This window comes from Nocardiopsis sp. KDC1DS13DA1, assembly GCF_055632325.1.
Window position 1 is genome coordinate 41,733 of the sequence record NZ_JBVMUY010000067.1, and the last position, 26,682, is coordinate 68,414.

At 70.5% G+C, this 26,682-nt stretch carries 30 protein-coding genes and 1 pseudogene; 20 read left to right on the forward strand and 11 right to left on the reverse strand.

Features of this window, described 5'->3' with window-relative positions; genetic code table 11:
* Positions 1-41: 41 nt before the first annotated feature.
* Positions 42-233, forward strand: a pseudogene (locus ACTVAJ_RS29525) (Scr1 family TA system antitoxin-like transcriptional regulator); the annotation flags it as partial.
* Positions 234-270: 37 nt separating this feature from the next.
* Positions 271-531 (forward strand): hypothetical protein, encoded by a 261-nt coding sequence (locus tag ACTVAJ_RS29530; RefSeq protein ID WP_470391712.1) that lies wholly within the window; start codon positions 271-273, stop codon positions 529-531.
* A gap of 64 nt (positions 532-595) precedes the next feature.
* Here the strand turns inward: ACTVAJ_RS29530 and ACTVAJ_RS29535 are convergent, their stop codons facing one another.
* Positions 596-1,279 (reverse strand): hypothetical protein, encoded by a 684-nt coding sequence (locus tag ACTVAJ_RS29535; RefSeq protein WP_470391585.1) that lies wholly within the window; start codon positions 1,277-1,279, stop codon positions 596-598.
* Between the two features lie 301 nt (positions 1,280-1,580).
* Positions 1,581-2,588 carry a tyrosine-type recombinase/integrase gene (locus tag ACTVAJ_RS29540; protein WP_470391586.1) on the reverse strand — a complete coding sequence of 336 codons (1,008 nt, stop codon included), beginning with the start codon at positions 2,586-2,588 and terminating at the stop codon, positions 1,581-1,583.
* A gap of 117 nt (positions 2,589-2,705) precedes the next feature.
* On the opposite strand from ACTVAJ_RS29540, the gene ACTVAJ_RS29545 reads away from it, so the two are divergent.
* The 9 genes from ACTVAJ_RS29545 to ACTVAJ_RS29585 all read left to right on the forward strand — a co-directional run bounded on the left by ACTVAJ_RS29545 (position 2,706) and on the right by ACTVAJ_RS29585 (position 11,427).
* Positions 2,706-3,725, forward strand: a complete 1,020-nt coding sequence (locus ACTVAJ_RS29545) for a tyrosine-type recombinase/integrase (protein ID WP_470391587.1) — start codon at positions 2,706-2,708, stop codon at positions 3,723-3,725.
* A 249-nt stretch (positions 3,726-3,974) separates the two neighbouring features.
* Entirely contained in the window at positions 3,975-4,163 is a 189-nt protein-coding gene (locus ACTVAJ_RS29550) for a hypothetical protein (protein ID WP_470391588.1), read from the forward strand.
* A gap of 196 nt (positions 4,164-4,359) precedes the next feature.
* The gene (locus ACTVAJ_RS29555) at positions 4,360-4,854 is read left to right on the forward strand and encodes a type II toxin-antitoxin system prevent-host-death family antitoxin (RefSeq protein ID WP_470391589.1); all 495 of its coding nucleotides are present in this window, start codon (positions 4,360-4,362) and stop codon (positions 4,852-4,854) included.
* A gap of 91 nt (positions 4,855-4,945) precedes the next feature.
* A complete protein-coding gene (locus ACTVAJ_RS29560) occupies positions 4,946-6,874 on the forward strand; it encodes a hypothetical protein (protein WP_470391590.1) in 1,929 nt (642 codons plus the stop codon).
* A gap of 159 nt (positions 6,875-7,033) precedes the next feature.
* The gene (locus ACTVAJ_RS29565) at positions 7,034-8,191 is read left to right on the forward strand and encodes a hypothetical protein (protein WP_470391591.1); all 1,158 of its coding nucleotides are present in this window, start codon (positions 7,034-7,036) and stop codon (positions 8,189-8,191) included.
* A gap of 144 nt (positions 8,192-8,335) precedes the next feature.
* A complete protein-coding gene (locus tag ACTVAJ_RS29570) occupies positions 8,336-8,824 on the forward strand; it encodes a hypothetical protein (RefSeq protein WP_470391592.1) in 489 nt (162 codons plus the stop codon).
* A gap of 173 nt (positions 8,825-8,997) precedes the next feature.
* Entirely contained in the window at positions 8,998-9,711 is a 714-nt protein-coding gene (locus tag ACTVAJ_RS29575) for a hypothetical protein (RefSeq protein WP_470391593.1), read from the forward strand.
* A 140-nt stretch (positions 9,712-9,851) separates the two neighbouring features.
* Positions 9,852-10,310 carry a hypothetical protein gene (locus ACTVAJ_RS29580; RefSeq protein WP_470391594.1) on the forward strand — a complete coding sequence of 153 codons (459 nt, stop codon included), beginning with the start codon at positions 9,852-9,854 and terminating at the stop codon, positions 10,308-10,310.
* 130 nt (positions 10,311-10,440) lie between these two features.
* On the forward strand, positions 10,441-11,427 hold the full coding sequence (locus ACTVAJ_RS29585; protein ID WP_470391595.1) for a hypothetical protein: 987 nt from the start codon (positions 10,441-10,443) through the stop codon (positions 11,425-11,427).
* Positions 11,428-11,713: 286 nt separating this feature from the next.
* Here the strand turns inward: ACTVAJ_RS29585 and ACTVAJ_RS29590 are convergent, their stop codons facing one another.
* The 4 genes from ACTVAJ_RS29590 to ACTVAJ_RS29605 form a co-directional block, all read right to left on the reverse strand.
* A complete protein-coding gene (locus tag ACTVAJ_RS29590; RefSeq protein ID WP_470391596.1) occupies positions 11,714-11,872 on the reverse strand; it encodes a hypothetical protein in 159 nt (52 codons plus the stop codon).
* Positions 11,873-12,284: 412 nt separating this feature from the next.
* Complete coding sequence (locus ACTVAJ_RS29595; RefSeq protein WP_470391597.1) at positions 12,285-12,641, reverse strand: hypothetical protein; 357 nt, start codon at positions 12,639-12,641, stop codon at positions 12,285-12,287.
* Positions 12,642-13,767: 1,126 nt separating this feature from the next.
* Complete coding sequence (locus tag ACTVAJ_RS29600) at positions 13,768-14,310, reverse strand: type I-E CRISPR-associated protein Cas6/Cse3/CasE (protein ID WP_470391598.1); 543 nt, start codon at positions 14,308-14,310, stop codon at positions 13,768-13,770.
* A 76-nt stretch (positions 14,311-14,386) separates the two neighbouring features.
* Complete coding sequence (locus ACTVAJ_RS29605; RefSeq protein ID WP_470391599.1) at positions 14,387-14,611, reverse strand: hypothetical protein; 225 nt, start codon at positions 14,609-14,611, stop codon at positions 14,387-14,389.
* A 153-nt stretch (positions 14,612-14,764) separates the two neighbouring features.
* Between ACTVAJ_RS29605 and ACTVAJ_RS29610 the strand changes: the two genes are divergently transcribed.
* The 7 genes from ACTVAJ_RS29610 to ACTVAJ_RS29640 all read left to right on the forward strand — a co-directional run bounded on the left by ACTVAJ_RS29610 (position 14,765) and on the right by ACTVAJ_RS29640 (position 21,038).
* The gene (locus tag ACTVAJ_RS29610) at positions 14,765-15,385 is read left to right on the forward strand and encodes a hypothetical protein (RefSeq protein ID WP_470391600.1); all 621 of its coding nucleotides are present in this window, start codon (positions 14,765-14,767) and stop codon (positions 15,383-15,385) included.
* A gap of 106 nt (positions 15,386-15,491) precedes the next feature.
* The gene (locus ACTVAJ_RS29615; protein ID WP_470391601.1) at positions 15,492-16,349 is read left to right on the forward strand and encodes a hypothetical protein; all 858 of its coding nucleotides are present in this window, start codon (positions 15,492-15,494) and stop codon (positions 16,347-16,349) included.
* A gap of 85 nt (positions 16,350-16,434) precedes the next feature.
* Positions 16,435-17,169 carry a DUF2786 domain-containing protein gene (locus ACTVAJ_RS29620; protein WP_470391602.1) on the forward strand — a complete coding sequence of 245 codons (735 nt, stop codon included), beginning with the start codon at positions 16,435-16,437 and terminating at the stop codon, positions 17,167-17,169.
* A gap of 66 nt (positions 17,170-17,235) precedes the next feature.
* Positions 17,236-18,198 carry a hypothetical protein gene (locus ACTVAJ_RS29625; protein WP_470391603.1) on the forward strand — a complete coding sequence of 321 codons (963 nt, stop codon included), beginning with the start codon at positions 17,236-17,238 and terminating at the stop codon, positions 18,196-18,198.
* 105 nt (positions 18,199-18,303) lie between these two features.
* Positions 18,304-19,008, forward strand: a complete 705-nt coding sequence (locus ACTVAJ_RS29630; protein ID WP_470391604.1) for a hypothetical protein — start codon at positions 18,304-18,306, stop codon at positions 19,006-19,008.
* An 87-nt stretch (positions 19,009-19,095) separates the two neighbouring features.
* The gene (locus ACTVAJ_RS29635; RefSeq protein WP_470391605.1) at positions 19,096-19,578 is read left to right on the forward strand and encodes a hypothetical protein; all 483 of its coding nucleotides are present in this window, start codon (positions 19,096-19,098) and stop codon (positions 19,576-19,578) included.
* 464 nt (positions 19,579-20,042) lie between these two features.
* Positions 20,043-21,038, forward strand: coding sequence for a hypothetical protein (locus ACTVAJ_RS29640; protein ID WP_470391606.1), 996 nt, complete (start codon positions 20,043-20,045; stop codon positions 21,036-21,038).
* Between the two features lie 143 nt (positions 21,039-21,181).
* On the opposite strand, the gene ACTVAJ_RS29645 is transcribed toward ACTVAJ_RS29640, so the two are convergent.
* Complete coding sequence (locus ACTVAJ_RS29645) at positions 21,182-22,300, reverse strand: hypothetical protein (protein WP_470391607.1); 1,119 nt, start codon at positions 22,298-22,300, stop codon at positions 21,182-21,184.
* 187 nt (positions 22,301-22,487) lie between these two features.
* Positions 22,488-22,700: a hypothetical protein gene (locus ACTVAJ_RS29650; RefSeq protein ID WP_470391608.1), complete on the reverse strand. Its 213-nt coding sequence runs from the start codon at positions 22,698-22,700 to the stop codon at positions 22,488-22,490.
* A 245-nt stretch (positions 22,701-22,945) separates the two neighbouring features.
* Here ACTVAJ_RS29650 and ACTVAJ_RS29655 point away from each other — a divergent pair, with 245 nt between their 5' ends.
* Positions 22,946-23,437, forward strand: coding sequence for a hypothetical protein (locus ACTVAJ_RS29655; protein WP_470391609.1), 492 nt, complete (start codon positions 22,946-22,948; stop codon positions 23,435-23,437).
* A 174-nt stretch (positions 23,438-23,611) separates the two neighbouring features.
* Here ACTVAJ_RS29655 and ACTVAJ_RS29660 read toward each other — a convergent pair whose 3' ends face one another.
* The gene (locus ACTVAJ_RS29660; protein WP_470391610.1) at positions 23,612-24,451 is read right to left on the reverse strand and encodes a class I SAM-dependent methyltransferase; all 840 of its coding nucleotides are present in this window, start codon (positions 24,449-24,451) and stop codon (positions 23,612-23,614) included.
* A gap of 202 nt (positions 24,452-24,653) precedes the next feature.
* On the opposite strand from ACTVAJ_RS29660, the gene ACTVAJ_RS29665 reads away from it, so the two are divergent.
* Positions 24,654-25,217 (forward strand): NUDIX hydrolase, encoded by a 564-nt coding sequence (locus ACTVAJ_RS29665; protein ID WP_470391611.1) that lies wholly within the window; start codon positions 24,654-24,656, stop codon positions 25,215-25,217.
* Positions 25,218-25,281: 64 nt separating this feature from the next.
* Here the strand turns inward: ACTVAJ_RS29665 and ACTVAJ_RS29670 are convergent, their stop codons facing one another.
* Together ACTVAJ_RS29670 and ACTVAJ_RS29675 are read right to left on the reverse strand one after the other, a co-directional pair.
* Entirely contained in the window at positions 25,282-25,914 is a 633-nt protein-coding gene (locus ACTVAJ_RS29670; protein WP_470391612.1) for a mycothiol-dependent nitroreductase Rv2466c family protein, read from the reverse strand.
* Between the two features lie 51 nt (positions 25,915-25,965).
* The gene (locus tag ACTVAJ_RS29675; RefSeq protein ID WP_470391613.1) at positions 25,966-26,625 is read right to left on the reverse strand and encodes a 3'-5' exonuclease; all 660 of its coding nucleotides are present in this window, start codon (positions 26,623-26,625) and stop codon (positions 25,966-25,968) included.
* Positions 26,626-26,682 lie beyond the last annotated feature (57 nt).

The following is a 26,682-nucleotide window of genomic DNA, read 5'->3' on the forward strand; positions in this document are numbered from 1 at the left end:
TGACCACGACCGACACCACCCGCCGCACACTGGCCATGAGCATGCTGCCCAGCCAGCGAGAACTGGGGAGCCAGGAGGGCGCCGGGCCCGTCGACCACTGGTGTCCATCCGCCGTCCCCGGCTACATGCAGACCGCCGAGTACGCGGCCGCCATCCTGACAGCCGTGACGACCTACACCCACGACGAGGCCGCCCAGGCCGTGGCCGACCGCATGGTCCGCGTCTCGATCTTGCGCACCATCCCCCACCCGCGCCGGGATCGAACGGCCGATCCTGCCGGAGGCCGCGATGTCGCGCCAGTGGGCCCAGTTCGCCGACCTGTCACGTCTGAACCACATCGAGCTGCGTGTGCTCCCCGGGTGCGTCCCGGCGCACCCCAACGGGTTCCAGATCCTGCACGGCGCGGACGGCGTGATGGTGGAGGGCCCCACCGGCGCCTACACCCCACCCGGCGAACCGGGCGAGATCATGGCCGCCTACCGGGCCCAGTTCGCCGACCTGTGGGAGGCGTCCGACCCCTACCCCGGGTAGACCCCCCGCGACGGCGGCCCCCGAGGAGTTCACCCCCGGGGGGGCCGCCGTCACGTCCTGGCCCTCACCCGGTGACCGGTACCGTGCCGCCCACCAGCTCCCCGCGCCGCGCCGCCTGATGCAGGGCCCGCAGCAGCGCGCCCGGCTCCCGGTCGGCCGACAGCTCCAGACCCACGCCGACCAGCAGCGCGACCACCCCCAGGGAGTTCCGGACCATCGCGTGCCACTGCGCAGGCTGGAGCAGCGGCCCGCTGTAGAGCCCCGGAGAGCCCGGGGCGCTGATGGAGGCCCTGGTCTCATCGGGCAGGCGTACCCGCCAACCCTCCAGCGCCGCAGGCGTGGCGGCGATCTTGGACACCGGACGCAGCCCCAATCTGCGCAGCCCCGGCATCAGCAGATCACCCCCGCCTACGACCAGGGCCCGCACCCCGGGCACCTCGCACACGATGGCCGGCCGGTTGACGTCCAGCCCGGGAATGACGATCGCCTGCGCGACCATGTCCGTATCCGCCCGGACCTGGAGCGACCCCGACGCCACCTCGCGCACCCGTGAGGGCGAGCACGCCGTGTGCGCGAGCCCGGCCACGGTCAATCGGCCGTCACGGCGCACCACGACCGAGGTCGGGGCGTCCTGCGTCGACCCCCGCCGTCCGCACTCCACACACTCGAAGGCGAAGGCGTCCAGCAGCGTTTGGAGTTCCTCGGCGGGCACCAGGTCCCGCACATCTTCGGCAACATCGACGTTCACCCGATCACCGTAACGGCCACGGCAACGCGAATCCAGAAGTCCGACGAACCGGCCCCACCCCGAGGACGGACACGGCTACCCTGGACCATGAGGGGCCGCCACTCCTGCGCCACCTCATGGTGAATCTACGACGTAAAGCCCGCTGCGGTGGTCAGTTCTCCCACCACGCCGTTTTTTGTGTACATATCTGCTGTGAGTGTCCACGTCAGAACGTCCGCACGGGCGCGAACGCGCGGGTCCTGGTGTGATCCGACGTCCTGTGGGGGTGCCTGGTCTCAGGTCTGCCTGAGCAGCTCGCCGCTCACCGGCTCCCCAGGATGTGGTTCGCCAGCCGGTAGGTGGGCGCCTGGTCCAGCCGTTGGCCCCGCTTGATGTAACCCTCCGTGGTGCGCGGGTCCTGGTGGTCCGCGCCCTGCTGGAGGTCGCGCAACGAGATCCCCGCCTCCTCCCCCACCGTCATGTACGTGGCCCGCAGCACGTGCGCGTGGATTCCGTCCGGATCGGCCAGGCCCGCGCGGCGCGCGCACCGGACCAGTAGCCGGTTCACCTGGTGGCGGTCCAACCTGCCCCCACTGTTCGACAGGATCAGCGGCTCCCCGGGCAGGAACGTGCCCAGCTCCCGGCGCGCGTCCAGGTGGGAGTTCAGGTACACCAGGGTCACCGGTGAGATCGGCGCGGTCTTGCGACGTCCGCCCTTGACCCGGTAGGAGATCGTGCGGTGCGCGCCCTGGACCCCCAGGTCGGACACGTCCATCCCGGTCAGGGTCGAGACTCGGAAGCCCCCCAGGCCGAGCATGGCCACCACCGCGGCGTCGCGCGCCCCCCACGCCGGTGGTTCGTCGGCGGCCGCTTCCAGCAGGTGCGCGTACTCCTGCGCGGTGAGCGCCCGCGTACTCGACCCGGCATCCTGTCGCGGCCGCCGTACCAGGGCCGCAGGGTTGGTCACGTCCACGGCCAGGGCGTGTTCGTCCACGTAGGCGGCCGCGAAGGCGTAGAACGCCGAGACGGCGGCCAGGCGCCGGGCGAGCGTGGCCGCCGAGTCGCGGGACGCCTCCCGCACGCGCGCCCAGGCGTCCACGTGCGTGCGTCGCGCCGCCAGCACGTCCACGCCCAGGCCGTCGAGGAACCCGGCCCACATGTCCAGGTCCCGGGCGTAGGCGGCGCGGGTGTGCGCGGAGGTCTGCGCGAGTAGCCACGCGGCGCGGATCCGATCGACCAGACCGGGACCGGAGTGGTTTGGGCCGTCGTGGGCGGTGATCTGCCCGGCCGTGGGCACCAGGACGCCGGGGGTGTCGGGGGCGTGGGTCATGGCGTCGAGCCTACGCCGACTGCCGGGTGTGGTGCGTTATCGTGTCGCGGGGCGCTGACCTGCGCCAGCAGGTGTCATGTTTCTGAAGGCAAACATTTCTAGCAATATAATACTGGCATGGCTTCTGAAAACGCGGCCTCTATAACAGAGAACACTTCCCGTGCGGCCTCTGAAAAGAAAAGGCTGGGGTGGTCGGCCCGTACCCCCGCACTTCCGACCGACCTTAACGCCGAGCAGGTCGCCTTCGTTAAAGGGATGCAGCGCCGAACTCGCCTCCGTGCTGCCACGCGCGACAAATACGCCCGCAACGTCGCTCGCTTTTTGTCCTGGCTCGCCGAAGCCCGCGACCCCGGAGCGCCCGACAGCGACCCCTTCACTGGGACCGACGCTCGCGACCGGGCAGTCAGGGACTACCTCGCCTACCTGAAGACCGTGCGCACCGACCGCGGCACCCGGCTCACCCCCGCCACCATCAACAACCGGCTCGCCGCCATCGAATGCTTCTTCCTGCTGCGCGGGTTGGGCAGGCCCCGGGTGGACCGGGAGGACGCTACACGGCGCACCGCACCGCGCGTTTTGGACGAGCGCCAGCTCACCCGTTTCCTGCGCATCGTGGAGCGCGATGCCGCGGTGCGCGACCGGGCGATCTGCCACTTGGCCTACTACGCGGGCCTGCGCGTCTCCGAGATCGTCGCCCTGGACGTCGAAGACGTGCGCATCACCGCGCGCAGGGTGGATGTGCGTGGCAAGGGACGCAACGGCAAGGACCGTGTGGTTCCCATGCAATCCACCCTCCGCGCCACCCTGGAGGCCCTGTTAGAGGAGGCGGGTCGGCCTGAGAGCGGACCGGTTTTCCGAAATGTTCGTGGCACCCGACTCTCCACCCGCACGGCCAGCACAATTATCGCCGTACTGGGCAGGGCGGCCGGGCTCGAATCTGACGACCATGGCGAGCCCTTCGGCCCCCACGTTCTGCGGCACACTTTCGGAACCCAGCTCGTCAGAAGCGGGAAAACGGATATCTGGACCGTCGCCGAACTCATGGGGCACTCTTGCCCCGCCACCACACAACAATATGAGCTGCCGACTGACGCCGACAGGGGCGCGGCGGTCGATGCCCCGACGGCCGACGAATGACCCGTTTTCGTCACGCTCCGAGATAACAGCTGGTCGCTCGGCGTCGGGTTTCCATGAAGTTCGGTGTTCGGGAGTTGGGAAAGCGCCTATCTCGCACTCGAATTGCCCTGTTTATGGCTCACTGTCTTCTTCTGGCTGGCCGAATCTGTTGCAGAGAGTGAGATTTTTGTGGGTCCGGGCGATCTCCATGCGGCCTAGCGTGTTCCACGGCGGCCGCCACCACATGGAGAACGACCAGGAAGGACCCGCATGACCACTGATCCCGACCGCTCGTCGGTGCCCGCCCGCACCGCCATGGTGGTTCTGGCCGCGACCGTGTGTGCTGGAGTCACCGCCGTACTGCTGTGGGTGGCTGGATACCACCCCGCCGAAGATGTCCTTGCGGCAGCGGCCGCGTGGGCTGCCGCGTTCAAATTCACGGACTCCCTGATCTCCTGACATGAGGACCCTCCCCCGCCGAGGTTGTCTCGGCGGGGGAGGTCGGCGCCTTTGACGGTCACTTTGCCCTTCGCCCTGGCTTCGGGGGAGCCGAGACCAGGTTCCCCGGAGATTTTTGTGGAACCCCACCCTCAGATGCTTACACGCGTGTAAGGTAGATCGTGAACTTACACCCGTGTAAGGAACGAGGAGGGGTATGTCCACCGACCCGGTGCCCATTCGACGGCTGCGCCCCAAGTTGGGCGAGTTCGTCACCCAGGTATCGAGTACCGGCACGCGCCTGACCTTCACCAGTGACGGACACCCCGGGGGCGCCCTGGTATCGACGCGCGACGTGCTCCGGGCCGGACTGGCCCTGAGCGGGTCGTGGCCCGTGGAGGAGGCCCGCCGGCAGTTGGCGCGCGTGCGGCAGTTGGCCGAGGACCAGGGCCCCCAGGCCATCGTCACCAGCCGCAGCGCAGACGTCGCCGTGCTGGTCTCGGCCGAGCACGCCCGCGTGCTGGAGGAGGGGCATCCCGTGTTGGAGGCCGACGAGCTGCGGTTTGACGGCGAGCAGCTCACCGACCAGGACGGGCGTCCGATCCCGGTGGGCACCTACGCCTACGCCGGGGGGGTGCTGCGGGTCGACCCGCCCCCGGCGGTCGATGACGGCCCGCACGCGAGCGAGGAGGAGGACACGGTGGCCGACTGAGAAATGAGGCGGGCCCGGCGGGTGTGGTCGCACCCGGCCGAGCCCTGGTGACCACGTACACGCAGCGCACGGATCACAGGAGAACGAGTATATGAGCACCCAGAGCACTCCCCCGTCGGTGACGGTCACCGTCCCCGACGTGCCCGAGGGGATCCACCCCCGCGCCGCCTGGCGCAAGACCCTCACCGGCCTGGACGAGACCGAGACCAAGGGCGCCATGGTCCAGGGCGCGTTCCTCGCCCCGGGCACGGCCGCGGAGTTGGCGGCCGGGACCCTGGTGTTGGCCGTGGACAAGGCCACCACCGGCTGGACCGTGGACCGGTACCGCGACCGCGAGGTGCCGGTGCACGCCCCCACTCTGACCCTGTACAGGGTCGAGGAGGGCGCCCCCGGTGCCCTGGTCGAGGTCTGGCGGCGCAGCTACAAGACCATGACCGGGGCGTGGGGTGCCACCACCCTCAAGCAGCTGCGCGCCGCCCTGGCCGCGTTGGACGCGCAGGTGGCCGCCGCGCCCGTGGTGGCCACCACCGACCGGCGGGGCCGCAACAGCCGCGACGTCGAATGCCACTGGTGCGGGCAGATGGTCAAGGCCCGCCGCGGCTGGCTGGCCGGGTGGCACGAGAACACCAGGTTCGAGCACGACGACGACGCCTGCCCCACCCGCAGCGCCCGCGACGGCGCCCAGTGCGCGCTGTGCGGGGTGAGCGTGCTGGCGCGCGAGGCCGAACAGGTCGCCGTCCGAGGCGGGGAGCCCGGCACCTGGACCACCCGCCACCGGGCCAGCCTGGAATGCACCACCACCCCCGTCCGGTCGTTCGAGGACTACCAGTCCGAGCAGGCCGAACGCGCCGCCCAGATCCGCGCCCAGCGCGAGCGCGAGCGCGCCGAGGAGACCAAGCGCGAGAAACGGCGCCAGCGTGACCGTGAGCGCCGCGCGGCCAAGAAGGCCGCCAAGGAGGCCGCGGAGGCGGCGGCGCGGGCGGCCGAGGCCGAACGCATCAAAGACCTGGACGTGGTCCGTACCGAACGGGCCGAGGTCACGTCCAAGGGGCTGGGGTGGGGGCGCGGCCGCGCCTACCTGTACGAGGTGACGCTGCACCTGTCGGATAGCACCACGACCACCCAGTGGGACGTGGAGGTGTCCGGGGCCGGAGGGTGGGCCGGGGGCGACTACGACGACATCGACGTGTCCGACGGTGCCACGGGGCGCTTCACCACCAAGGAAGAGGCGTGGGACGCCTACCGCGAACACGAGTTCGTCAAGCCCAACCACCGGCCCCGGGGGCGGAGTCTGGGCAGCGGGCACTTCGGGCGCGCGGGGCGGCGCGAGCGCGTGACGGTCGAGCCGGGCACGCCGACGATGCGGGTGTCTCGCGGGTCGGGTGGCGAGTCGGAGGTGGAGGCGGGCCCCTACCGAGTGGGGGTGGCCGAACGGCTGTCCTGGCCGCCCACCGGGGACGGGGCGTTCACGCCCGAGCAGGTGCCCGGCGGGTGGGTGGACCGGCAGGAGTGGGTGAGCGGGATCGTCGTGCCGGTGGAAACCGACTCCCGGTACTACGCCGAGGACGGGATGAGCTTCGGCGCCGGTGCCGATACCGGATACGTCTACACCGCCACCGTGCGCCCGGCCACCGCCGAGGAGGCCGCGCCGATCCTGGCACGCGAGGCCGACCGGCGGCGGCGCCACGAGCTGGCCGCGCGCACGCGCGCCCTGTTGTCCTGGCGGATCCCGGACGAGGCGTTGGGGGCGGTGTGCCCGCGCCCGATCACCGGCCCGACCCCGGAGGAGGCCGAGCCGGTCCCCTACCAGGAACGGCCGCTGTTTCGCGCGGGGCTGCCCGATGAGCTGCGGGTGGACCGCACACACCGGATTGTGTGGACCCTGGCCTACAACGGCCGCGACGGTGACACGTGGGATGCCTCCACCTGGGGAGCGTTCATCGCTGTGCGCCATGCATTGACACCGGAGCGTGAAACGCTGCTGGCCGAGTTGGCCGCCGAGTACGGGCCCGTCCGCTGACCCATCCCACGGTGGGGCGCCCGTTCCGGGGCGCCCCACCCACCGACAGGACGCGGGGGGTTCGAGCGCGGTGCGTCCGCCCCCGGATCAATCCGCGCCCCGCCCCCCGGTCATCACCCCACGCTAGCGTCACACCGACCACCACGAAGGAGCATGAACGTGCCGAGCAGGAAGCACAGGGACTACCTGGAGCGGGCCCGCCTGGCGGGGTACAGCGCAGAGCAGGCCGAACAGGCCCTGACCCGGGTACGCGCCGAGGCCGACAGCGAGGGCGGCTACGTCACCGACCTGTACGAGCGGGCGCTGATGCGCCTGGGCATGGGGGACCCGACCGCGCGCGGCCGCGTGGACGCCGAACGGATTTTGGCCGACCGCGGTATGGCCGGGGCGCCGCCGGAGGTGCGTGAGGTGATGGCGCAGATGCTGGGCCGGATGGGGCTGACCGTGGATGACCAGGGCCGCCCCGCCCCCGCGCCGTCCCCCGGGGCGGGGGCGGGCGGTCTGGACGCGTTGTTCGGTGGGCTGGCCGGGGCGATGGCCGAGCCTGACGAGCAGCGGCGCGCCGAGCAGATCCGCCCCCAGGTCCTGGAGGTGTTGGCGGACCGGCCCGGACAGTGGTTGGTGATGGCCCAGATCGGTGAGGTGAGTGGAATCGGCCCCGAGGAGGTCGTAGCGCTGCGTCTGGCGTTGGGGGCGCTGGCCGAGGATGGCCAGGTCGAGCAGGGCCCGGACCGGTACGGGCAGGGCCCCACCTGGCGTGTTCGCGACGCGGGCGGGACCGCCCCCGCCCCGGAGGAGGACACCGCCGCGCGGCCCGGATCGGCGCCGTCGGCGCACTTCACGACTTTTGTGCTCACCCCGGAGGCCAGCGGGCAGGACTACCTCATCCCGTTCCTGGTCCTGGCCGCGGAGGACGCCGAGGACATCCCTCGCCTGCCCCTGCCGACGTCGCTGCACCGGCGCGGAAACGCGGTCATGGCGTTCTCTCATGCGTCGCTGCTGGAGGAGTTGGGGGCTGTCACGGTCTCGGACGCCTGGTTCGAGGCGGTGGCCGACTACGAGGGAGGGGCCAAGATCGTGGTCGTGCAGGAACCGGTGCCGCGCGACATCGCCACCTCCTACGCCGAGCCCGCCACGGGGGTGGGCGGACAGGACCTGCCCCGGTGGGTGGCGCCGCTGCTCCAGCAGGAGCTGCACGCCGTGGTGCGCGACGTGCCGGTCTCGGAGGGCGCCAGCGCGCTGAGCATCAACATCGACCCGACCGCGCCCACGACGTTGCCCGCCTGGGCGGAGCGGACCATCACGCCCCCAGCATGACGGTCGCACCGTTCGGGGTCACCCTCCCGTGGTGGCTCCGGTGGCACCCCCCTTGCGGGGGTGAGGATCCCAACGCGCCGACACGGCGGCGCCCACCCCAGGCCAGGGGTGGGCGCCCTTCCCCAACGACGTGAGGAAGGCATCATGACCGACTACAGGGCGGGTGTGCACCCGCAGACGGGCGACCGGTGGGAACTGACCGTGGACCTGTCCGCTGACGGCTACGCCGAGAGCCGTCCCCTGGCTCAGATCCCGTTGGGACGTCAGCGCACCGAGGACGAGGCGGTGGCCGCGGCCGAACGCATGCTGGCCCGGTGCCGGTGGGAGCGCATCGGCGGTTGGGAACGCGCCACGTTCAACGTGGGTGGACTGCTTGGCCTGTCTCCCGTGTCCTACCGGGCGGCCCTGGCCCCGCTGGCACGGCGCTCCTACACGCTCAACAACGGGCTGTACAGGAACTGCGACTGCATCGGAGCCATGCTCTCGGCGGCACCGGTTCCCGAGGGTCTGGCCGCGCACCCGATCGTGGCCGCGCACACCGCCACCTACGGGGACGTCTACCTCCTGATGGACCACCCGGACCTGGACGAGCACGCCCGCCGCGACTGCGAACACTTCACCGTGGTCGTGTAGACACCCGGGTTGCGTGGTCCCGCTCCGCTCCGCGGGCGGGGCGGGACCACGCCCGGCCCGCACCTGACCCACCGGTGCCGGGGCCCGTGGAGAACGGGCCCTGCACCCCATCACCAGGCGACGCGTTCGACGTCGCCGAACAGCCTGCCGTCCGCTGCCCATGGAGGAGCCCGTTGACAACCCCCACCGCCGCAAAGCAGGGCGCCCGCGCCCTGCTCCGACTCCACCACCTGGTCGCCGAGTACGAGACCGACCTGGCCCGCGCTGGCCTCGGCCACGCCCTGCACGGTCCGCGCCTGGGCGAGGTCACCGTCCCCGGCCTGGACCAGGACACCCAGGCCATGGTCGGACGCGCTGCCGCCCTGGTCGCGGCGCACCGGTTCTGGGGCCGCGGCCCCGTCATAGTGATCGGCCACTCCGTGGACGCACCCGACCAGATCCCCGCCCCCGGCCTGGCCGACATGGATCCGCCGCTGCTGGTGTGGGCCGACCCCCCGCCCGTCCAGTTCCAGGGGATCGGCGACCTGAGGCTCCTGGCCGTGCACACCACCGGGGAGAACCATCAGGAGATCGGGCCGCTCACCGACGGGCCGTGGGAGCGGATCGGGGTGCACGCCGTCGCCGCGGCCGAGCACGACCACCTCGTGCTGCACGCGGTCGTGCCCACCCACCGGGTGTGCACCGTCGAGCAAGCGGTTCGGGTGTCCCTGGGGTCGCTCACCGACCCGGAGATCGACCGCACCGTCCAGGCGGAGATCCTCACCTGGCTACTCGGAGCCGCCACGGGAGCGCTGACGCGGGTGCACGAGCACGGGCCCGGCCAGGCCCTGCGCCTGCCCGGGAGCGGCGTGGAGGCGTTCACGCTCCCCGACCTACCCACCAGGTAGGCACCATGTTGCGTGCTCCCGCTCCCCCGCCTGCGGAGTGGGCCGGGAGCACGCGGCCAGTGCCGACTCACCCACCGGTGCCGGGGCGCGTGGAGAGCGGGCCCCGGCACCTCATCACGAGGAAGAAGGAGAACACCCGCGTGCGCAAACATCAGATCTGGCTCCGGTTGGGCCATGACAAGGGCGATCTGTGCGTGGTCGACGCCCAGCGCGAGGACGGCACCCGACGCCGCTACCAGGGCAAGGTACTCGGCTGGACCGCCGACAACCGCCTGGTCATGGAGGTGGTCGAGCACACCGACGACGGCCCGGTCCGTAAGAAGTACGGCATCTGGCCCGAGGACGCCCAGCGCGCCTACGCCGCCGACCGCAAGCAGGCCGAGCGCGAGCGCCTGGACGCGCTCCCCAAGGCGAGCGGAGCGCAGGTCAGCTACGCCCTGTCCCTCCTGCGCCGGATCAGCGACCAGGAGTGGGCCGCCACGTCCCACGGCCAGCACGGCGAGGAGCGTCCCACCGAAGACGCGTTGTGGACGATGCTCAGCGAGCAGATCAGCGACCTGATCGACGACATCAAGGACGTCCAGGAATGGGGGATCTGACCAGGTGAGAGACATCATCGCTCCTGTGAGGGGAACGGGCCCGGCCGTGCGGCCGGGCCCGCTGCGTGAGAGGGGGCGAACACCCTCGGGCACTGGCGGACTGTCACCGGTACGGCACACACTGGGATCCATGAGTGCGCCCCCTGCGACCGGCCCCCGCCACCTGCCCGAGATCCGCCACCGGCTCGCCGCGTGGTACGCCTCCCCCGCCGCCGTGGACACCGTCGCCGCCTCCGCCGAGATGGACACCGGCCAGGCCCGGCGCGTCACCCAGCGGTGGAGCCAGGCCCTGGACCGGGCGGGCATGGTCTACGTCGCCCCGGACATGTGCGAGACCGCCCAGGAGATGGCCGACCAGTTGAGCACGCTCGCCGTGGACGCTGAGGACGACCTCCCCCAACCCCACGGCATCCTGCTGTGGGGACGGCGCCCCCACGTTCCGGCCGACCCCGACGACGGGATGCGTTACGCCCCCGACGGCGTCATGTGGCGCACCCGCGGCCGCACCATCGAGGTCAACCTCCTGATGCACCCGCACGCCACCGACCCGCCCCGACTCGGCCAGAGCCTGCGCGCCGGCATCGCGCGCCACACCCCGCCCCACCTGATCCCCGACCTGGTCCCGCTGTGGGAGTCGCGCATCCCCGCCGATGGGCGCGAACGCCCCTGGTCCGCGCTGATCAACGGCGACGGCACCCAGGAGGCCGAGAGCGACACCGTGGCCGTGATGCGGATGCTGCTGGCGACCTGGCTGGTGATCCGCCAGCCCGCGAGCCGCCGCAGCCTGCACGAGGTGGAGCGCGTCAGCGCCTCCAAGTCTGCGGCGCGGCGCATCGAGCGCGCCGGAGGAGATCCGACCCGCACCGTGGACTATGTGACGCTGCGCCGCTACGAGCCGCCCACCGGAGCCGCCACCGGGGCCCGCCCCTCCCCCGGCGACGGGACGGGCCGCACCTACAGCGTCCGTTGGTGGGTCGCCCCCCACCGGATCACCCGCCACTGGCCCAAGCGCGGGGAGACCAAGCGGGTCTGGCGCGGCCCCTACCTGGCCACCCCTGAGGGGTGCGAGGACGCCCCCATCATCGGCGAGGAGCGGGTGTACGTGCTGCGCCGGTGACCGGATCCCCCGATCCGGAGTCACCGGCTGCCGGGTGTTCGAGGCCGCGGCCGCCTCGCCCAGGCCCCGGGCCGGACTGCGTCGAACCTGTGGGATCGAGAGTTCGTGATCGCGCGCCGAACGAGTGCGGGGTTGTGCCTCACGGACCGCTGACGCCCCTGTGCTCGTGCCATCCCCCACCAGCCGGTGCGGGTCGCACCGTCGGGGTGGTCGACGGCGGGGTTCGCCCCTGGCCAGAGGAGGCGAACCTCGCCGCGATCACGTGTGGTGGTGCGGGTGGGGGCGATCAGCCCGCGATGCGCGCGATCAGGCCCAGGACGATCAGGCCCACGATGATCGCGCCGACGACGGCGCCGAGGTCAACCTCACCGGCGGAGCCGCCGGAGCGGGACGAGGCAGGGGCGTTGGTGCTGGTGTTGGGGCGGCGCCGGAGGTGGCCGCGCACGACGGTGGTCCTCTCATCGTGGGCATGACGAAGAGAGGCGGTCGGGGGGCACCGGTCGTCGCGGCGTCAGCACGACCACCGACGCCCTCCAGGGTTGCGGCGGCCGCCAGGAGGTGACGGGCGGCCGCCGCCGACGGTGCTCGGGAGGAGAAGGTGCCCGGCCCGGTCCGTGCGGTGCCTTGGTCCGCCTCACCTGGCTCGTGGACAGTCTCCACAGGGACGGTGCAGATTCGCCGCGTGCTCATGCGAGCGAAGTTACACCCCGACGGTCGCTGAGTGTGCTGGGCCGCTCACCTGTGTACGTCGGCGGTTGCCGGTGACCGTGGCGCACCCCTACCGGTTCGCAGGAGCAGACCAGGGTGCGCAACGTGTCGGCGGTCGGTCCGGGTTGAGGGCAGACCGGGGCGGCTGATCACCCCTCGTCCTCGGTACGCCTGGTCGGCGAGGACGGCACACGCAGCCCCAGCCACAGCCAGGTCGCGGGCAGCGCGATCACCACGGCCGTCAGCGCCCGCGCGGGAGCCTTCTCCCGCCGCTCCAGACACCCCGGCCACTCCTGACGCTCATCGACATCCCAAGCGGGCGGGGCACACACCACATACCCAGGCGGTAGGAACGAATCCGCGGGGGAGGTGCCATTCTGCGCGACGGGCCAGAGCATCCACTGCGCGGCGAGCGCCCACGCCCCCACCGCCACGACAGCGCCCAGACCCTTGAGCAGGACCGCGACCCCGGACCACAGCTCTTCCTTCGACAGCTCTTCGTTCATGACTCCTGTTTCTCTCGAAGGTGAGGCAACCAGGTGTCCGCAGTGTCCTGTTGGGCGGGGGCGGGGCAGTCGGATGCGTTCACGTCCACCACTCCCAGCCGGGAACGGAGGCCGGGACGATGAGGACGAGTTTGCCGTCGGCGGCACGCACCCGTTCGGCGAGCGTGTCGAGCCAGTCCGTCCACGCCTGAACGTGACCAGGTCGCCGTCGTTGACCAGCACCAATCCCCGGTCCGGGAGCGGTTGACAGGACACGCGGTCAGGGGTGGTGTAGGGCACGTGGGTGGCCGCGGCCAGCTGGCCGACCGAGAGCCGCGTGGTGGTCACACCCGCGATCGCCCTCCGTGTCAGGGCCTCGACCGCGCTGGTCCTCCCGGGCCTGGTGGCCCCGGCCAGCCAGTCCAGGTTCCGCCCGCAGGCGAGCACGTCGCGCACGGCCTGGTCCAGGCCCGGGTACCCCGGCCCGTGGTCGCGCAGGTCGTCGGAGGCGGCCGTGAGCGCGCCATCCTCCAGCGAGGGGGCGGTCACGTCAGCTCCTCCAGTGCTGACGTGAGGGTTCCCATGGCGAGGGATCGTGTGCCGCTGCCAGTTCCTCGGGGGTCGGTAGGGGTTTGGGCTCATCGTGTTCCGTGGGCTCGGCGATCTCCGCTCGCGGTTCACGTTCGGTTTCGTCCATGTGGGTGTCTCTCCTGCGTGGTAGTTCAGAATCGTTGTGTGGGTCGTAGAACATGGGACGCTCGCTCATTGGTTGTCGTTGGCGTCGATCAGGGGCCGCAGCGCGCCGGCGCCCGCGTGGGAGCCGTCTCCCGCCGCTCCAGGCACCCCGCCCACGCGCATGACCACGGTCCTAGCCGCGGTCATGCCGTCCACCCCCGCCCCGGGGTGTAGGTGGCGCCCGCGGGCATGCCGAGCTGTTCGCGCTGGAAGCGGCCGTGCTGCCAGCCGAGCCCGCCTACGACTAGCTGACCTGTATCAACGTCCAGCCCGGAGTGGTGGAGTGCTCCGGCAGGGACCGGGGGCATTTCACGGCGGACAGGCCCGGTCCTCGTTGGTGTTCTCAGGGCGCACTCCGTGACCGGCCCGCGTGGTGCCCGCACGGGTGTGCGTGTCCACCAGGGCGGACCCGTCAGGCGTTCCAGGTGAGCAGAAGCCCACACCCCTGGTGTTTCTTCGTGCCGAGACCGGCCGCCTTGACCTTGGCCAACGTATCCGGATCCGTGACAACCCCCGTGCCCTGAGCGGCGTACCGGCGCTGGCGCCGGTGTTCCAGCACGGGCCGGGCCCTGACCTGGTCCAGGCGTAGACCGCCCATCCTCTCTCGGAGCCACCCCTCCAGCTCGTCATCACGGACGGTGACCTTCTTTCCGCGCCTTCCAGGCACCCCAGAGGGGATGCTGCGCTCCGCGGTCACCAGGACCGACCAATGAACGCGATCCCCTCGGGCATGCGTGGGCGCACGGCGTGATGTCGCCGAGACCGCCCCCGGGATCAGGTCCCACTCGGGTGCCACGTCCGACTGGAGGATGAGGTGAGTGTGGTCGGCCAGCACCCACAGCGGACGCGGGGTGTCCTCATCGGCGTCGATGGCGCGCGCGATGACCGTGTCCATGTCGCTGCCGGGCCGGTGAGGCGCGTGCTCAGGGTTGAGGGTCACGGTGGTGATCAGCATGCTCGTCCTGTGGCTGGGGTGGTAGACGTCGAAGGGCGGAGCCGGTGCTGGAACGCCTCGGACCGTGCGGCCGCGGTCAGTCCTTCTCCGGGTCCGTCCACGACGGCGTCTCCTCCTTCTCTGTGGACTGGGTCTTTTGGCCTCGGATCGTCTCTTGGAGCCGGTCCATGCTCGCGCGGGCTCGGTGGAGGTGCGTGATGTTGCGGGCACGGGTGCGCTCGACTGCGTTGCGCATGCGGGCGATGGACTCGGCGGGAGAGTCCAAAGGGTTGGAGTCAGCAGGAGCGGAGGCATCTGTCATGGAACCATCCTGCCCATGATTGGAGACAGCCGAAGCCGCTGGTGGTGAACGAACACCACCAAAAGTGTGTTAGAATAGGGATTGTTGATGAGGGGGATTGGCCTCTCCCCATCAGCACCGATACGACCGTCTCCGCAATGAAAGAGAGCGCTGATGGCGCGCGCGCGGATCACCCCGCCCCAGCTCAAGCTGATGCTTGAGAAGAAACTGTGCTCGCTGACCACGCCCCAGGCGTGGCAGGACCTCATCGCCTCAGCCGACCGCATCGGTCGCTACACCGCCCGCAACCGGGCACTCGCTCTGTTTCAGGACCCCCAGGCGACGAGCCTGGCCGGGAGCGGGGCGTGGCGGTCCCACGGTCGCCAGATCCCCGGCGGACAGCGCGGCCTGTCCCTGCTGGCCGTCACCCGCTCCCCCGGCGCGGGCCCGTGGGGACGCTCGGAGGGGGCGGATGTGCTCGCCCCGGACCTGCGCCCCCCGCACGAGCAGGAAACCGCCGTCCAGCACGAGCCGGAGCCGGTGCGTTACCGGGGCGAGAGCGGCGCGACCGTGGTCAAGGTCTGGGACGTGCGCCAGACCGTCAAGATCACCGACTGCGCGGCCTGCGGCAGTCCCGCCGATCGGGCGTGCGTGGACGGGTGCCGTGGCCTCCCCCACTACCCGCAGGAGTCGGTGCCCGGCTCCGACTGGTGGGAGTTGGCCGCCGAGCTGCCCGAAGGCGTCGACCCCATGCCGATCTGGGACGCGCTCGGCGAAGTCGTCGTGCTGGTCTGACCGGCCCTCTCCCCGGGAGCGCAGGGCTTCGCGCGTGCGCTCCCGACCCCCTCCTTTGGCGTTCGCCGTGCCCACGCGCGGCCCCCATTGACTACTTGGAGTAACCATGTTTGAGCCCTACGACGGCCCCGAGATGCTGCCCGAACCCGCGTTCGGCCGGAAGGTGCACGTGTGCATCGACTGGGACAGCGGCCACACGCAGTGCACCGTGAAGAACGTCGGCACCTTCACCCTGATCCCGGTCCTGGACTGCCCCGAGGGCTGGAGCGACCCGCACGGGCGTGCCGTGCCCTGCAACCACGTCGCGGTGTACATGGGCACCGGAGGCCCCCACACCCGCCCCGAGAACCGCAAGGACGTCCCCGTGGTCTACGGCCACGCACTCGCGGGCCCGGTGCTGGCGCGCGCCAAGCACGGTCCGCCAGGACTGGAGGCCGGAAGTCGGCGGGTGTACCTGTCGTGGCAGACCCTGCCCAACAAGGAGGAAGCCGGACGGATCGTCAACGCCGTGGCCGCCCACTGGAGTGCACGCCAGGACGTCGAGCACATCAAGGCCGCCTACGCCCGCGCCCAGGCGCCCCGACTCCTGCGCAAGGCCCGAACCGTGACCGGGAAGGTGCGCCGACGGTTCGACAAGGCCGCACAGGAACTGGCGCAGGCGATCGCCGACGAGAACCACCAGCAGGAGATGGCCGACACCGGTGACCTGACGCGGGCGGCGCACCTGATCGGTCCCGAGGCACCGATCTGGAGCGAGTACGCGGTGTATGGCAACCGCAACTACTTCAGTGATGAGTTCCTGCTCAGCGCGGTCGTGGACGTGGCCAGGACCAAGGTGGACAACAACGAGGGAACCCACGACTGGCAGCCCCAGGGGATGGCAGTGACCGCCACGAGCCCTGAGGAGGCCGTCAACCAGGTCATCCGGCAGATCGAGGGCGAGACCGAGGGCGACGGAGCGTAGCGGACCACCACACTCCCGGGCGGGGGCATGCCGATCGTGCCCCCGCCCCACCACCCACCGCATCGACACGAACAGGAGCACACCCGTGGACACCGCCAAGGTCCGCCGCCGGATCAACGCCCTCCTGGCCAAGGCCCAACACCACAACACCGACCACGAGGAGGCACAGGCGTGCCTGGCCAAGGTCGCCGAGCTATGCACCCGCTACAACCTCACCCGCGACGATGAGTCCGCAGAGGCCCGGCCGGGGACCGAGGAGGCCGGTATCCGCTGGTGGGAGGTGCACGTTGCCGACACCGGCGGGCGCGGCAAGGCGTGCGCGGCCGCCCTGGCCTACGTCATCGACGCCTGCGCAGGCATGTCGGTGCGCGGCAAGCAGCGCAGCGCGAACGGCTACCGCATGACCGTGGTGGCCACCGCCTCCGCCATGGACCTGATCCAGGAGTTGACGCCGGTGGTGCTGGACCAGATGCACCAGCGCTCCCTGGCCGCGTGCACGCTCTGGCGCGCCGAACAGCCGGGCGATGTCAGCAACACCGAGGCCAAGCACTGGCGCGACGACTACATCCGCACCTTCGGGTTCGGACTCGCCGAACGCATCCACGCCGGGAACCGGCAGATCAAGGCCGAAGGCGAGGCCGGGCGCGCGGCGGCCGTGGTGCTCAACCGCGACCGCGAACGGGTCCAGCGCGCCTACCAGCGCCGGTACGGCACCCGCGTGCGCACCGTGCCCGCCCAGGGGGTACGCCACGCCGAGGCCGCCGAGGCTGGGCGGCGCGACGGACGCACCACCAACCCCCGCAGTCGAACCCGAACCTGAAGCTAACCCCAAGGTGTGGGGCCCTGTGGTGGGCCCCACACCACCGATCAGGAAGGAAGACCAGCAGTGCGGGACTACGACGAGGCGACCAGCGGCCACCGTTCCAGCGCCGTCAACGCCTACAACGCCCCGGCCGTGCCCGAGCGGTGCGAGCCGCTGCCAGCCCCCGAGAACGCCGGCTGGGGAACGGCCACGCTTACCGCACGGGGCAGGACCTACCGGGCCACCTATACCACCGACTGGGAGCGCGGGGGACGCACCACCTACCAGGTCGAGAAGGTGGGTGCGTTCGAGCTTTCCAGCATCGTCGCATGCCCCGCATGCGGGCACGACGAGCACGGCCGCCCCCGCCCGTGCCGACACGTGTCGGTCCGCTACGGGCGCGGCCCCCAGTACACCCCTCAGAACCAGCGCCAGGACCTGCCGGTGATCAACCGGGTACCGCTGGCAGGGCGCACGTCCATGGACCCGGCCGGGCCAGCGCCCGCCTACTTCATCGCCTACCGCCCCCGAGGCGCGTACGACACCGAACAGGCGCCGGACAAGACCACGGCCACGTTGCGCGCGCTGGTGCACGCCCTGGTGCGGCACTGGGACGCCCTGCCCGAAGCGGCCGAGCTGCGCGCGGCCGCCGCCCACGCCCTGGCCGCGCGCCGCTACCACGACGCGGTGGCCGAAGCCGAGCGTGTCCGCGAGCGGATCGCCCAGGAGCGTGTGGAACTGGAACGGGCCGAGGCGATGGCCAGCTACGGAGCGGCGTTGGCGGGCGCCTCGAGCTACAGCGAGGTGGCGCGCCTGATGCAGGAGCCGTCCGCGCCGAGGCGGGAGTACAACGTCTACGGCGTGTGCGACGGCACGGCGGAGGATGAGCCGATGGTGGTCATGGTGACGCGGTCGTTCGTGCTCAGCGAGTACGACGACTGGGAGGGGCATGCGGGGGTGGTGTGCACCGACACCGTGAGCGCGGCCACCGACATGCAGGCGGCGGAGATGTTCCAGGCGGATCACCAGTTCCGGCATGGACAGTGACCCCCAATCCAAAAATGTGGTAACATAAGGATTGTTGATTCGGGAGATTGGCCTCTCCCATCAACACCGATACGACCGTTTCCGATCCGAGGGAGTACTCCCGACATGCAGATCACCGACCGCTGGCTCCAGAGCCTTGGGCTTGAGCGCGCGCAGATCGACCAGGCCACGCAGGCCCTGTCCGACACCGACCTGACGATGATGGTCGAGGCCGCCCGCTCCCCCTTCCTGGGTGAGCTGGTCGCCACCGACGCAGGCGACCAGCCCAGCACCCCCCGCCCCATCAGCCCGGTCCTGGCCGCCTCCGGGTGCGTTTTCTCGCTGCGCATGAACACCGGCACCTACCCGCGCGATCACCACTGGCTCACCCACCTGGGGTGGATGGTGGCCCTGAACGCCCAGCCCGACAGCGACCGGCACATGCCCGCCGACGCCGTCGACCTGCGCGAGACCCTGACCGAGCACCACGACAACCTCGCGGCCGAGATGCGCCGTATCCCCACCTCCACGCTCGGCGTGATGCTCTACCGCACCATGCACCAGCTCAACCTGTTCCACCCCGGCAACGACGCGGAGTACTGGTTGTTCACCCGCATCGCTCAGTCCGTGCTGTGCGAGGTGATCAACAACCGTGCCGAGGGATCCCCCCTGACCCAGGGCGGATACGACGACGCCGCCACCGCGATGGTGCGACAGGCCGTCATCGACGCCGGTGACGATGAGGCCGCCTTCGACCTCGCCGACCGCGCCCAGATGCCGGAAGCCTACGAGGCCCGCCGTCGTGCTCTGCGCGAGCGCGCGCCCTTCTAGGTTCGCCCCCACCGGGGCCGCTCTCATATGAGAGCGGCCCCGCCCCGACCCCCAGCGCGGCCCAGCCGTCACCGGAAAGGACATCCCATGTGTCACGGTCCGCTCTACGCCCGGCTCGCCGCCGCTCTCGACGGCGCTCACCAGTACCTCGGGGCTCCCGTCACCTCTGCCCGGCTCGCCGCTGAGCAGGTACTCGACCGTGTGCGCAGCACGTCCGGTTCCGACACCGTCCGTGTGCTGCTCGACAACGCCCACGACCAGATGAACCAGGAGTTGGCGTCCATCCAACGCGCTTTCGCCGAGGGCGTGGTCAACTCACCAACCGTGTGCACCCGAGTTGAGGTGCGCCCCTCCCCCGAGCATCTGGAGGTCCTGGAGTGGCTCAGCCGATGCGAGCACGCGCTTACCCCCGATGACGAGGAGTTCCATGTCCTGGTCGACGCCGTGAGCGCTCTGATGAACGTGATGCACACCCAGGCCCAGGAGGAAGCCGACATCAAGGTGTCTCACTGGGTCCGTGAGTTCACGCAGACGCTCGGCGCTCCCCCAGACGCGGGCCATGACGCCTAAGCTGCCCCACACGCCGCAGCGCCGGAACTTGCCCCCCACAGGGGGCGGTCCCGGCGCGTCGCTATGTGCCCCCAGCCGCACGGGTGGGGGCACATACACATGCCCGCACGACAGACACCTTCGTGGCGTGTGAGCGGAACCAGCACCGTCTTGCTCACCCGTGCGGCCGCCCGTTGGGGCTACCGCATTCCAGGGCCAGGCTGGAACCGCTCTCACCGAATCGGGTCCCGTCAACGGCCTGATCGGAGAGCCGGACCAATCCGGACCCCATGAATCCACTAGAGCTGCACCAGGCGCTGAAACAACAAGAGACCGGCCCGGATCCCCTTGCGGGGCCCACCCGAGGGTGAGTTGGCCTTATCCGGGCCGGTCTGCGATACGACCGTCTCCAGGCCAGCGGGGCCACACAATGGGGCCACACCGCCGGAAACGACTGGGCACATAGTAACCGAGGAGCGCACACCATGGACCACAACAGACCCGCGTCGGCGGCCAGCGACGAACCGGAGCTGCTCACTCTCGCCGAGTGGGCCGAACGGTGCGGCTACACCTACAAGCACGCCAACCTGCTCTCACAACAGGAAGGCTTCCCCGCACCCGTGCCCGCGGTGTACCGCGAGGTACCCAAACGTCGCCCAGCCACGTCCTTGCCCGACGGCGTCGACCCCGAGCACCTCGTCACCCTGGACGAGTTCGCCAACCTGATCGGCACCGCCCCCGCACAGGCTCACCACGTGGTCACCACCCACCCCCAACCGCTGCCCGCAGCAGTCGACGTCCCCCGCGGTGCCGAGCACGCCCCGCACGGGCGCCACCGGCTGTGGGACTTGGTGCAGTGGTGGAACGCCCGCCCGGCCACCACCACCCGGGTACGGCTCTACGCCGCCGACCAGCTGGCTCCGTTCGCCCCCCAGGGCCATCCGCCCTTGCCCTCAACGCGAGAGCTGGGCGTGGATCCGGCCGCGGAGGTCACGTTGAGCCGCTTCGCGACCCTCATCGGCGCCGACCGCGGCAACGTGGGCCAGTACCGGCGCCTGTACCCCGAGACGATGCCGACCACCATTGATGGTCGACGCGTACAGGACCTGGCCCCAGGCGAACAGGTGCGCTTCAAGTTCGAGGACCTGCGCAGATGGTGGAACGCACGGCCCGGAAGCCGTGCCGGCCATCGGGCCCGCTCCGGCGCTAAGGGACGTGTCCGCCGCGGCCAGCCAACCGCGGCGGAGGGTGTGACGGTGACCGGCTTCGCCACACAGCTCGGCGTGGACGCCGGGCGCGTGCACTGGTACCGCCAGCAGTACCCGGACACGATGCCCGACACCATCGACGGGCGCCGACCCGAGCAGGTCGCCAAGGGCGAACGGGCCCGCTACCGGTTCGAGGAACTGAACCGGTGGTTCACCCGCTTGACCGGTGAAGGAACACAGACCGAACTCGAGGACACGGAGCTGCCGCGGTGACGCCCTACACCAACACCAGAATGCGGACCGCGCACCGCGGCCGATCCCCGCACGCGAAGGGCCAGGCCCCGACAACACCAAGGCCCAGCCCCATCCCCCACCCCCAGGGGGGTGGGCACCACGTGATACCCACCCCCGATCACTCATTCGACCGTTGCACGCGGCATCCCACACGAGTCACACACATGGTCGGCGGCGACGTTGAACCACCGGCACGAGCACTCCCACAGCAGACCCGCCCGGCACGCCAGAGTGCGCAGCACCGTGTCCTCATGCATGTGGTGCGCCGCGTCCATCAACTCCCCCAGTACCTGGCCTGGAGCGTACTGGTTCCGGTCGATGTCCCCGTTGACCTCCAACGTCATCAGGTCATAGGTGTCGTGCCCGGTTCGGCCGCCAAGCCCGAAGAACACCCGCAGCACGGCCGCGTCGTCGGATGGGGCATGAGGGGCCAGGCCCACGCGCCGGGCCATGTCCCCCCACGCCTGCCGCACCTGGCGTGCCAGGTCCCGCCGCGCCGACCGCGCGTCGCAGTGGGCGCTGAACCAGTGGTGTCCGGTACTGCCCCACCGCAGCAGCGTCAGCGTTGGTGGCGGCGTCGGGGCCGTGCGTGCGCCGCCCACGCGTTCCTCGTACACGTCGATGTAGTCCTCATCGGTGGAAGACTGCGTTGAGCGGTACAGGTCCACCACGGCCTGGTCGTCGTCCGGGGGTGTGTTGGGGATGTGGTCCGCATCGCTGATGTTGTCCCAGCTGGTGCGCAGGTCGTAGGCCAGATCATGCGCAGCCGCCGCTGGGGAGGCGTACACGTCCACCGTTTCCCCGTGGCGACTCTGGCGCCGCACGACCGTCACTTCCTGTGGAGCGTGGCTGCGACGGACGTGTTCTTCCAGGTCGCGCACCAGCCGGGCGCGCAGAGCCAGCAGCTCACGGACCACGTGCCGCGCCACCGTGGAGCCGCGCGGAACACCGTCCGGTCCCGCCGGGTACAGGGACGAGGGCTTGACCGTCTCCGAGGCCACCCGCAGGCCCGCCGCCATGTCCACGGTCATCAGGAAGTCGTCGTTGTCGGGGTCGGAGGTGTCCCACAGGCACGTGTCTCGCAGCTGGGACAGCTCCAGGTCGTCATCACGATGGGCCAGGACAACCCGCACCTCACCCCATAGCCTTTCCACGTTCTCGGCGCTGGCGAGGGTGAAGTGGTCCTGGGGGTGCTGGGATTCGACGGCCTGCCACTGGGCATCAGTCAATACGTCAAGCATGATATGGGAAATCCTCGAGTAATTGCGCGCACTGGGCAGCGCAAGAGAACTAGGAAAGAAGAATGGCGGGGCGACAAGAAAGGTGTTCCCCGAGGGCGGAGCGCTTTTGGGGGCGCCCCGCCCGTTATGGCGCTGGCTGTGCAGACCACACCCGCGCGGGCGACCTGACCACGGCCTGCTTCGTGGGCTAGGCGTTGTCGCGCGAGGTGTCGATGACGGTCCAGTCCGCGCCCGTGCGGTCGTGGCGCATCACGATGTCCCCATAGGTGTTGGGGTCGAGGTTGTTCAGATCGACGTCGGCGCCGTAGGTGGCGGTGAGTTCGCGGACGATGGCGCTCACGTTGAAGGTCTCGTGCTGGCCGTCGAGGCTGTCACGGACTTGCTTGTAAAGGGAGGTCATTCCCAAGGGCCTTTCAGGTGGAGATGGTCGTATCAGTGTTGAGCGGAAGAGGCCAATCCTCCGCGCCAACAATCACTATGGTAACACACATTGACTCTTTCGTCGATCCTGTGTGCATGGTGGATTCGTGGCCTGCGGGATGGTTTTTGCGCCAGAATAATTCCCAATATGTGTTATCATGGTGACTGTCAGATTGGGGGGATTGGCCTCTCCCCACCCGACCGATACGACCTCCGGGAGACCTGTTGACGCCCTGGCTCACCCATCACTCCGCGCCCCTGGCCGCGGGGTGCGCCTTCATCGCCTTCACCCTCGCCCCTGCTCTGGTGGCCTTCGTGCCCTGGATCGCCGCCATCACCTTTCTCTGGATCTACGCGCAGCGGCACAGGAGGCTCTGCCACCGTTGCTTCGCCGCAATGCCGCTACGCCCGGCCGAAAAGGCTGAGCGCCACCGCTGGACGCTCTACCTCCCCCACCTGCTGAGCGATCGCCCCACCTGGCAGCTCATGGGCCTGCTGGCAGCGGGAACGGCCCTGATCTTCGTGATCGTCATCGGCGTTCCGTGGGTGGGTGGTCTGCTGTGCGGTGGCGCTACAGCGTGGCTCATCCTCTCCATCGACCTGCACCAGCGCCTCCAGCCCTGGTGCCCGTGGTGCCGCCGAGGCGGTGGCGGCGATGAAGAGCACAACAACCCGGGCCCCTCCGACCCTCACCGCCGAATCCTGTCCCACCACTGACCCACCAAAGCGTCGTCACCAACGACAGCGCCCCGGCCCCGACCCCCCACCGGGGCCGGGGCGCCGCCACGACGCACGACCATCGCCGAGCGTCGTCCCTGGTCGGTCCCCGAACCTGGATAGCTCCGCCGGGTCGGGAGTGGGCGCCCTTCCCCTTGTAGCCGCCTGGGGTCGTCATGGCTGATTCTCATCCCGTTGGGAAACGACGACGAGCCAGTTTGTCACCGTCGTCTCATCGGGTCTGACCTGGGCGTAAGCCTTCTCCAGGATCTTCATCTTCTGTTCGTAGGTGAGAGCACCGCCGGGGCGGGCGAAGGTTGGGATGGACAGCCACGCCTTCCTCTCCGCCATGGTGGTGTGCTGGGTCGTCACGTCGGTGTCCACCACGGTCAGCCCGGCGTCGGCCAGATGGCGGGTCACGACCTCCAAGGGCAGCTTCGGGCCGGCGTCGGGCACCGGTGGCGAGGTGTGGCCGTAGTCCCGGGCGGCGATCTGGCCGATCAACGAATCCAGCGAAGGGCGGCTGCGTCCAGCGCGCGCGTCAGGGCGGGTGAGTCCGGCGAAGCCTGCACCGATGTTGAACACGAACCGGCCACCGGGCCGCAGGACATGGCGGACCGCCGCGGCCACGGCTGGGACGTCGGTCTTCCACAGGGCCGAGTTGCACACCACGGCGTCGACCTGGTGGGCCGGGGCGTGCTCGGCCAGGTCCTCGGCGGGTGCGGTGACCCAGGACAGTCGTGGGTCGCGCAGGGTGCGTTGGCCGATGCGTTGCATGGCGGCGGCGTTGTCGAGGGAGATGGCCCGGGCGTGGGCGGGGGCCAGGTCGAGGATCGCCTGTGCGGTCACGCCGGTGCCGCCGCACAGGTCCACGATCAGGCGGCTGTGGGCCAGGTGGGCGCGACCGGCCAGGTCGCGGCTGGTGGTGGTGTACATGGGGAAGTCGCGGGCGAACGCGGCGTAGGCCTGGGCGGTGGCGTCCTCGTCCCAGCCGGTGAGGGCGTCCGGTGTCAACGCGCACACCCCGCCTCGTGGTGGGAGGGACGTGGGAGGCGCCGGTGGACTGGCGCGTTGGCCCCATACCGCCTTGGTCCCGCTAGTAGGCTACGAACCCCTTCGCTGCCGTGCGCTATGGAGTTGGTCGTGTCGCTTCGCATCGTTGTCTTCCGATCGAGTCAGGGAGAGTCGGTCTCTCCGGGTGGGGCGGGGGTGTGCCGTGGCGATCAGTGACGCCCAGATCCGGGCCGCGGTGGACGACTACCTCGAGCGCTACCCGCAGGACGCGGAGTTGCTGGCCGAGCCGGTGCGGCAGCTGTCCGCGGGGTCGGGTTTCGCCTTGCGTCGTACCTTCCCGATGCACGTGACCGTCGGTGCGCTGCTGGTCCGCGACGCGGAGATCTTGTTGATCAACCACCGCGCCTACGGCGACATCCTGTTGCAGCCCGGCGGGCACGTGGAGCCGGACGACGTGACGTTGGTCGGCGCGGCGGTGCGCGAGCTGGTCGAGGAGGCCGACGTGGACCCCGACCAGATATCGCTGGCGTCGCACACCCCGGTCTACGTCGAGTACGGTGCCGTGCCCGCGCGCCCGGCCAAGGACGAACCGGCGCACTTTCACCTGGACATCGGGTACTCCTTCGTCGCCTCGGCGCATGTGGAGGTGGGCCGTATCCAGGAGTCGGAGGTGACGGGCGCCGCCTGGTACCCGCTCGCTGAGGCCGAGCGAGTGGTGGGGCACCGCATCACCCGCGCGGTCAGGGGATCGGCCAGCATCGGCTGACCGCCCCCTGGTGGGCGCCGCGCGGCGATCGGGACACGCGCGCGGCGCCGCGGACCGGCCCGCTTCACTCGAAGCTGGGTTTGCGGTCCCGGGTCCGCTTGAGCTCAAAGAACCCGTCCGTCCCTGCGATGAGGACCAGGCCGTCCCACAGCCGTCCGGCGGCCTCACCGCGCGGGGTCGGGGTGACCACGGGGCCGAACAGGGTGGTGCCCGCCACGCGCAGTACCGGTGTTCCGACGTCGAGGCCGACATCGTCGAACGCCTCGTGGTGCGAGGTCTTGATCCGTTGGTCGAACTCCGTGCTCGTGGCGGCCTCGGCCAGCGTCTGGGGCAGGTTGACCTCGGCGAGGGCGTCGGTGATGACGGTGGGGTCATCGCGGCGGCGCTGATGGTGCAGCCGGGTGCCGATGGCGGTGTACAAGGGTCCGAGGACGCCGCTGCCGTGGTGCTCGGCGGCGGCCGCGCACACTCGCACCGGCCCCCACGCCCGCTTCATCAGTGCCCGGTAGTCGTCGTTGAGCCCTGCGCCGTGGCGCTGGTCGAGGTTGAGGTAGGACAGCGACATGATCCGCCAGTCGGCGCGTACCGGCCGGACCCGTTCCACCTCCAGGAGCCAGCGTGAGGTGATCCACGCCCAGGGGCACAGCGGGTCGAACCAGAACGGAACCGTGACGGGTGGTGTGTCGGTCGTCGGCATGGGCGGTTTCCCCTCGGGCGGGTGTCGCGGCTCGGGCGGCACGGTGGGCGGTCAAAGGTCGAACAGTTCGGCTTGGGTGGGCAGGTTGGCTTTGGCCGTGCGCCCGGCGACCTTCACCAACGCCTCGAGGTCGTGGAGATCGCCCGTACGGTCGGCGGCGTCGATGAGCCGCGTGAACACCTGCGCGGTGACGTCGACGTCGGCGTAGGCGCGGTGGCGGTCCGCCGGGAGCGGGATGGCGTAGTGCGCCAGCAGCGTGTCGAGCTTGTAGTTCGCCAGGCCCGGGAGGAGGTGCTTGGCGAGCGGGATGGTGTCGACCAGGTCGATGCGGGCCAGCCTCGGGCAGTGCTCGCGCTGGTGGTGGATGAGGTTGGCCTCGGTGGCGGCGTGTTGGGCCACCAGCAGGTACCGGTTACCTGCGGCGAACCGCCGGTCCAGCGCCCCCAACACCTCGGCGGGAGTGGGTGCCGCCGCGAAGTGCTCCGGCCTCAGTCCGCTCTGTGCGGTGTTGGCGGCCGTGACCGGCGCGAAGTCCGGCGGCCGGATCAGGGAGGTGCTCCGACCGGCCTCTTCCCACCCGCCATGGGTGTGGCGCAGCGCCAGGGCGGCGACCTCGATCGGCTGGGCCGGATGGCCGGCGGGGGTCGTGGCCTCGAAGTCGATGACCACGAACGTCGTCGCCTGGAAGGCGGGGTCACTGGTCAGACCCATGCGTGCACCATTCTGTCGTCGGTTCCCGGGTGTGGCCGGACAACACCCTCGCACCGA

Bases quoted from the DNA above. Each gene is read 5' to 3' on its own strand.
- ACTVAJ_RS29675 (WP_470391613.1), bottom strand. From the start codon at position 26,625: ATGGGTCTGACCAGTGACCCCGCCTTCCAGGCGACGACGTTCGTGGTC.
- ACTVAJ_RS29585 (WP_470391595.1), top strand. From the start codon at position 10,441: ATGAGTGCGCCCCCTGCGACCGGCCCCCGCCACCTGCCCGAGATCCGC.
- ACTVAJ_RS29545 (WP_470391587.1), top strand. From the start codon at position 2,706: ATGGCTTCTGAAAACGCGGCCTCTATAACAGAGAACACTTCCCGTGCG.
- ACTVAJ_RS29635 (WP_470391605.1), top strand. From the start codon at position 19,096: ATGTGTCACGGTCCGCTCTACGCCCGGCTCGCCGCCGCTCTCGACGGC.
- ACTVAJ_RS29645 (WP_470391607.1), bottom strand. From the start codon at position 22,300: ATGCTTGACGTATTGACTGATGCCCAGTGGCAGGCCGTCGAATCCCAG.
- ACTVAJ_RS29570 (WP_470391592.1), top strand. From the start codon at position 8,336: ATGACCGACTACAGGGCGGGTGTGCACCCGCAGACGGGCGACCGGTGG.
- ACTVAJ_RS29605 (WP_470391599.1), bottom strand. From the start codon at position 14,611: ATGACAGATGCCTCCGCTCCTGCTGACTCCAACCCTTTGGACTCTCCC.
- ACTVAJ_RS29540 (WP_470391586.1), bottom strand. From the start codon at position 2,588: ATGACCCACGCCCCCGACACCCCCGGCGTCCTGGTGCCCACGGCCGGG.
- ACTVAJ_RS29650 (WP_470391608.1), bottom strand. From the start codon at position 22,700: ATGACCTCCCTTTACAAGCAAGTCCGTGACAGCCTCGACGGCCAGCAC.
- ACTVAJ_RS29550 (WP_470391588.1), top strand. From the start codon at position 3,975: ATGACCACTGATCCCGACCGCTCGTCGGTGCCCGCCCGCACCGCCATG.
- ACTVAJ_RS29630 (WP_470391604.1), top strand. From the start codon at position 18,304: ATGCAGATCACCGACCGCTGGCTCCAGAGCCTTGGGCTTGAGCGCGCG.
- ACTVAJ_RS29595 (WP_470391597.1), bottom strand. From the start codon at position 12,641: ATGAACGAAGAGCTGTCGAAGGAAGAGCTGTGGTCCGGGGTCGCGGTC.
- ACTVAJ_RS29600 (WP_470391598.1), bottom strand. From the start codon at position 14,310: ATGCTGATCACCACCGTGACCCTCAACCCTGAGCACGCGCCTCACCGG.
- ACTVAJ_RS29555 (WP_470391589.1), top strand. From the start codon at position 4,360: ATGTCCACCGACCCGGTGCCCATTCGACGGCTGCGCCCCAAGTTGGGC.
- ACTVAJ_RS29615 (WP_470391601.1), top strand. From the start codon at position 15,492: ATGTTTGAGCCCTACGACGGCCCCGAGATGCTGCCCGAACCCGCGTTC.
- ACTVAJ_RS29640 (WP_470391606.1), top strand. From the start codon at position 20,043: ATGGACCACAACAGACCCGCGTCGGCGGCCAGCGACGAACCGGAGCTG.
- ACTVAJ_RS29670 (WP_470391612.1), bottom strand. From the start codon at position 25,914: ATGCCGACGACCGACACACCACCCGTCACGGTTCCGTTCTGGTTCGAC.
- ACTVAJ_RS29610 (WP_470391600.1), top strand. From the start codon at position 14,765: ATGGCGCGCGCGCGGATCACCCCGCCCCAGCTCAAGCTGATGCTTGAG.
- ACTVAJ_RS29560 (WP_470391590.1), top strand. From the start codon at position 4,946: ATGAGCACCCAGAGCACTCCCCCGTCGGTGACGGTCACCGTCCCCGAC.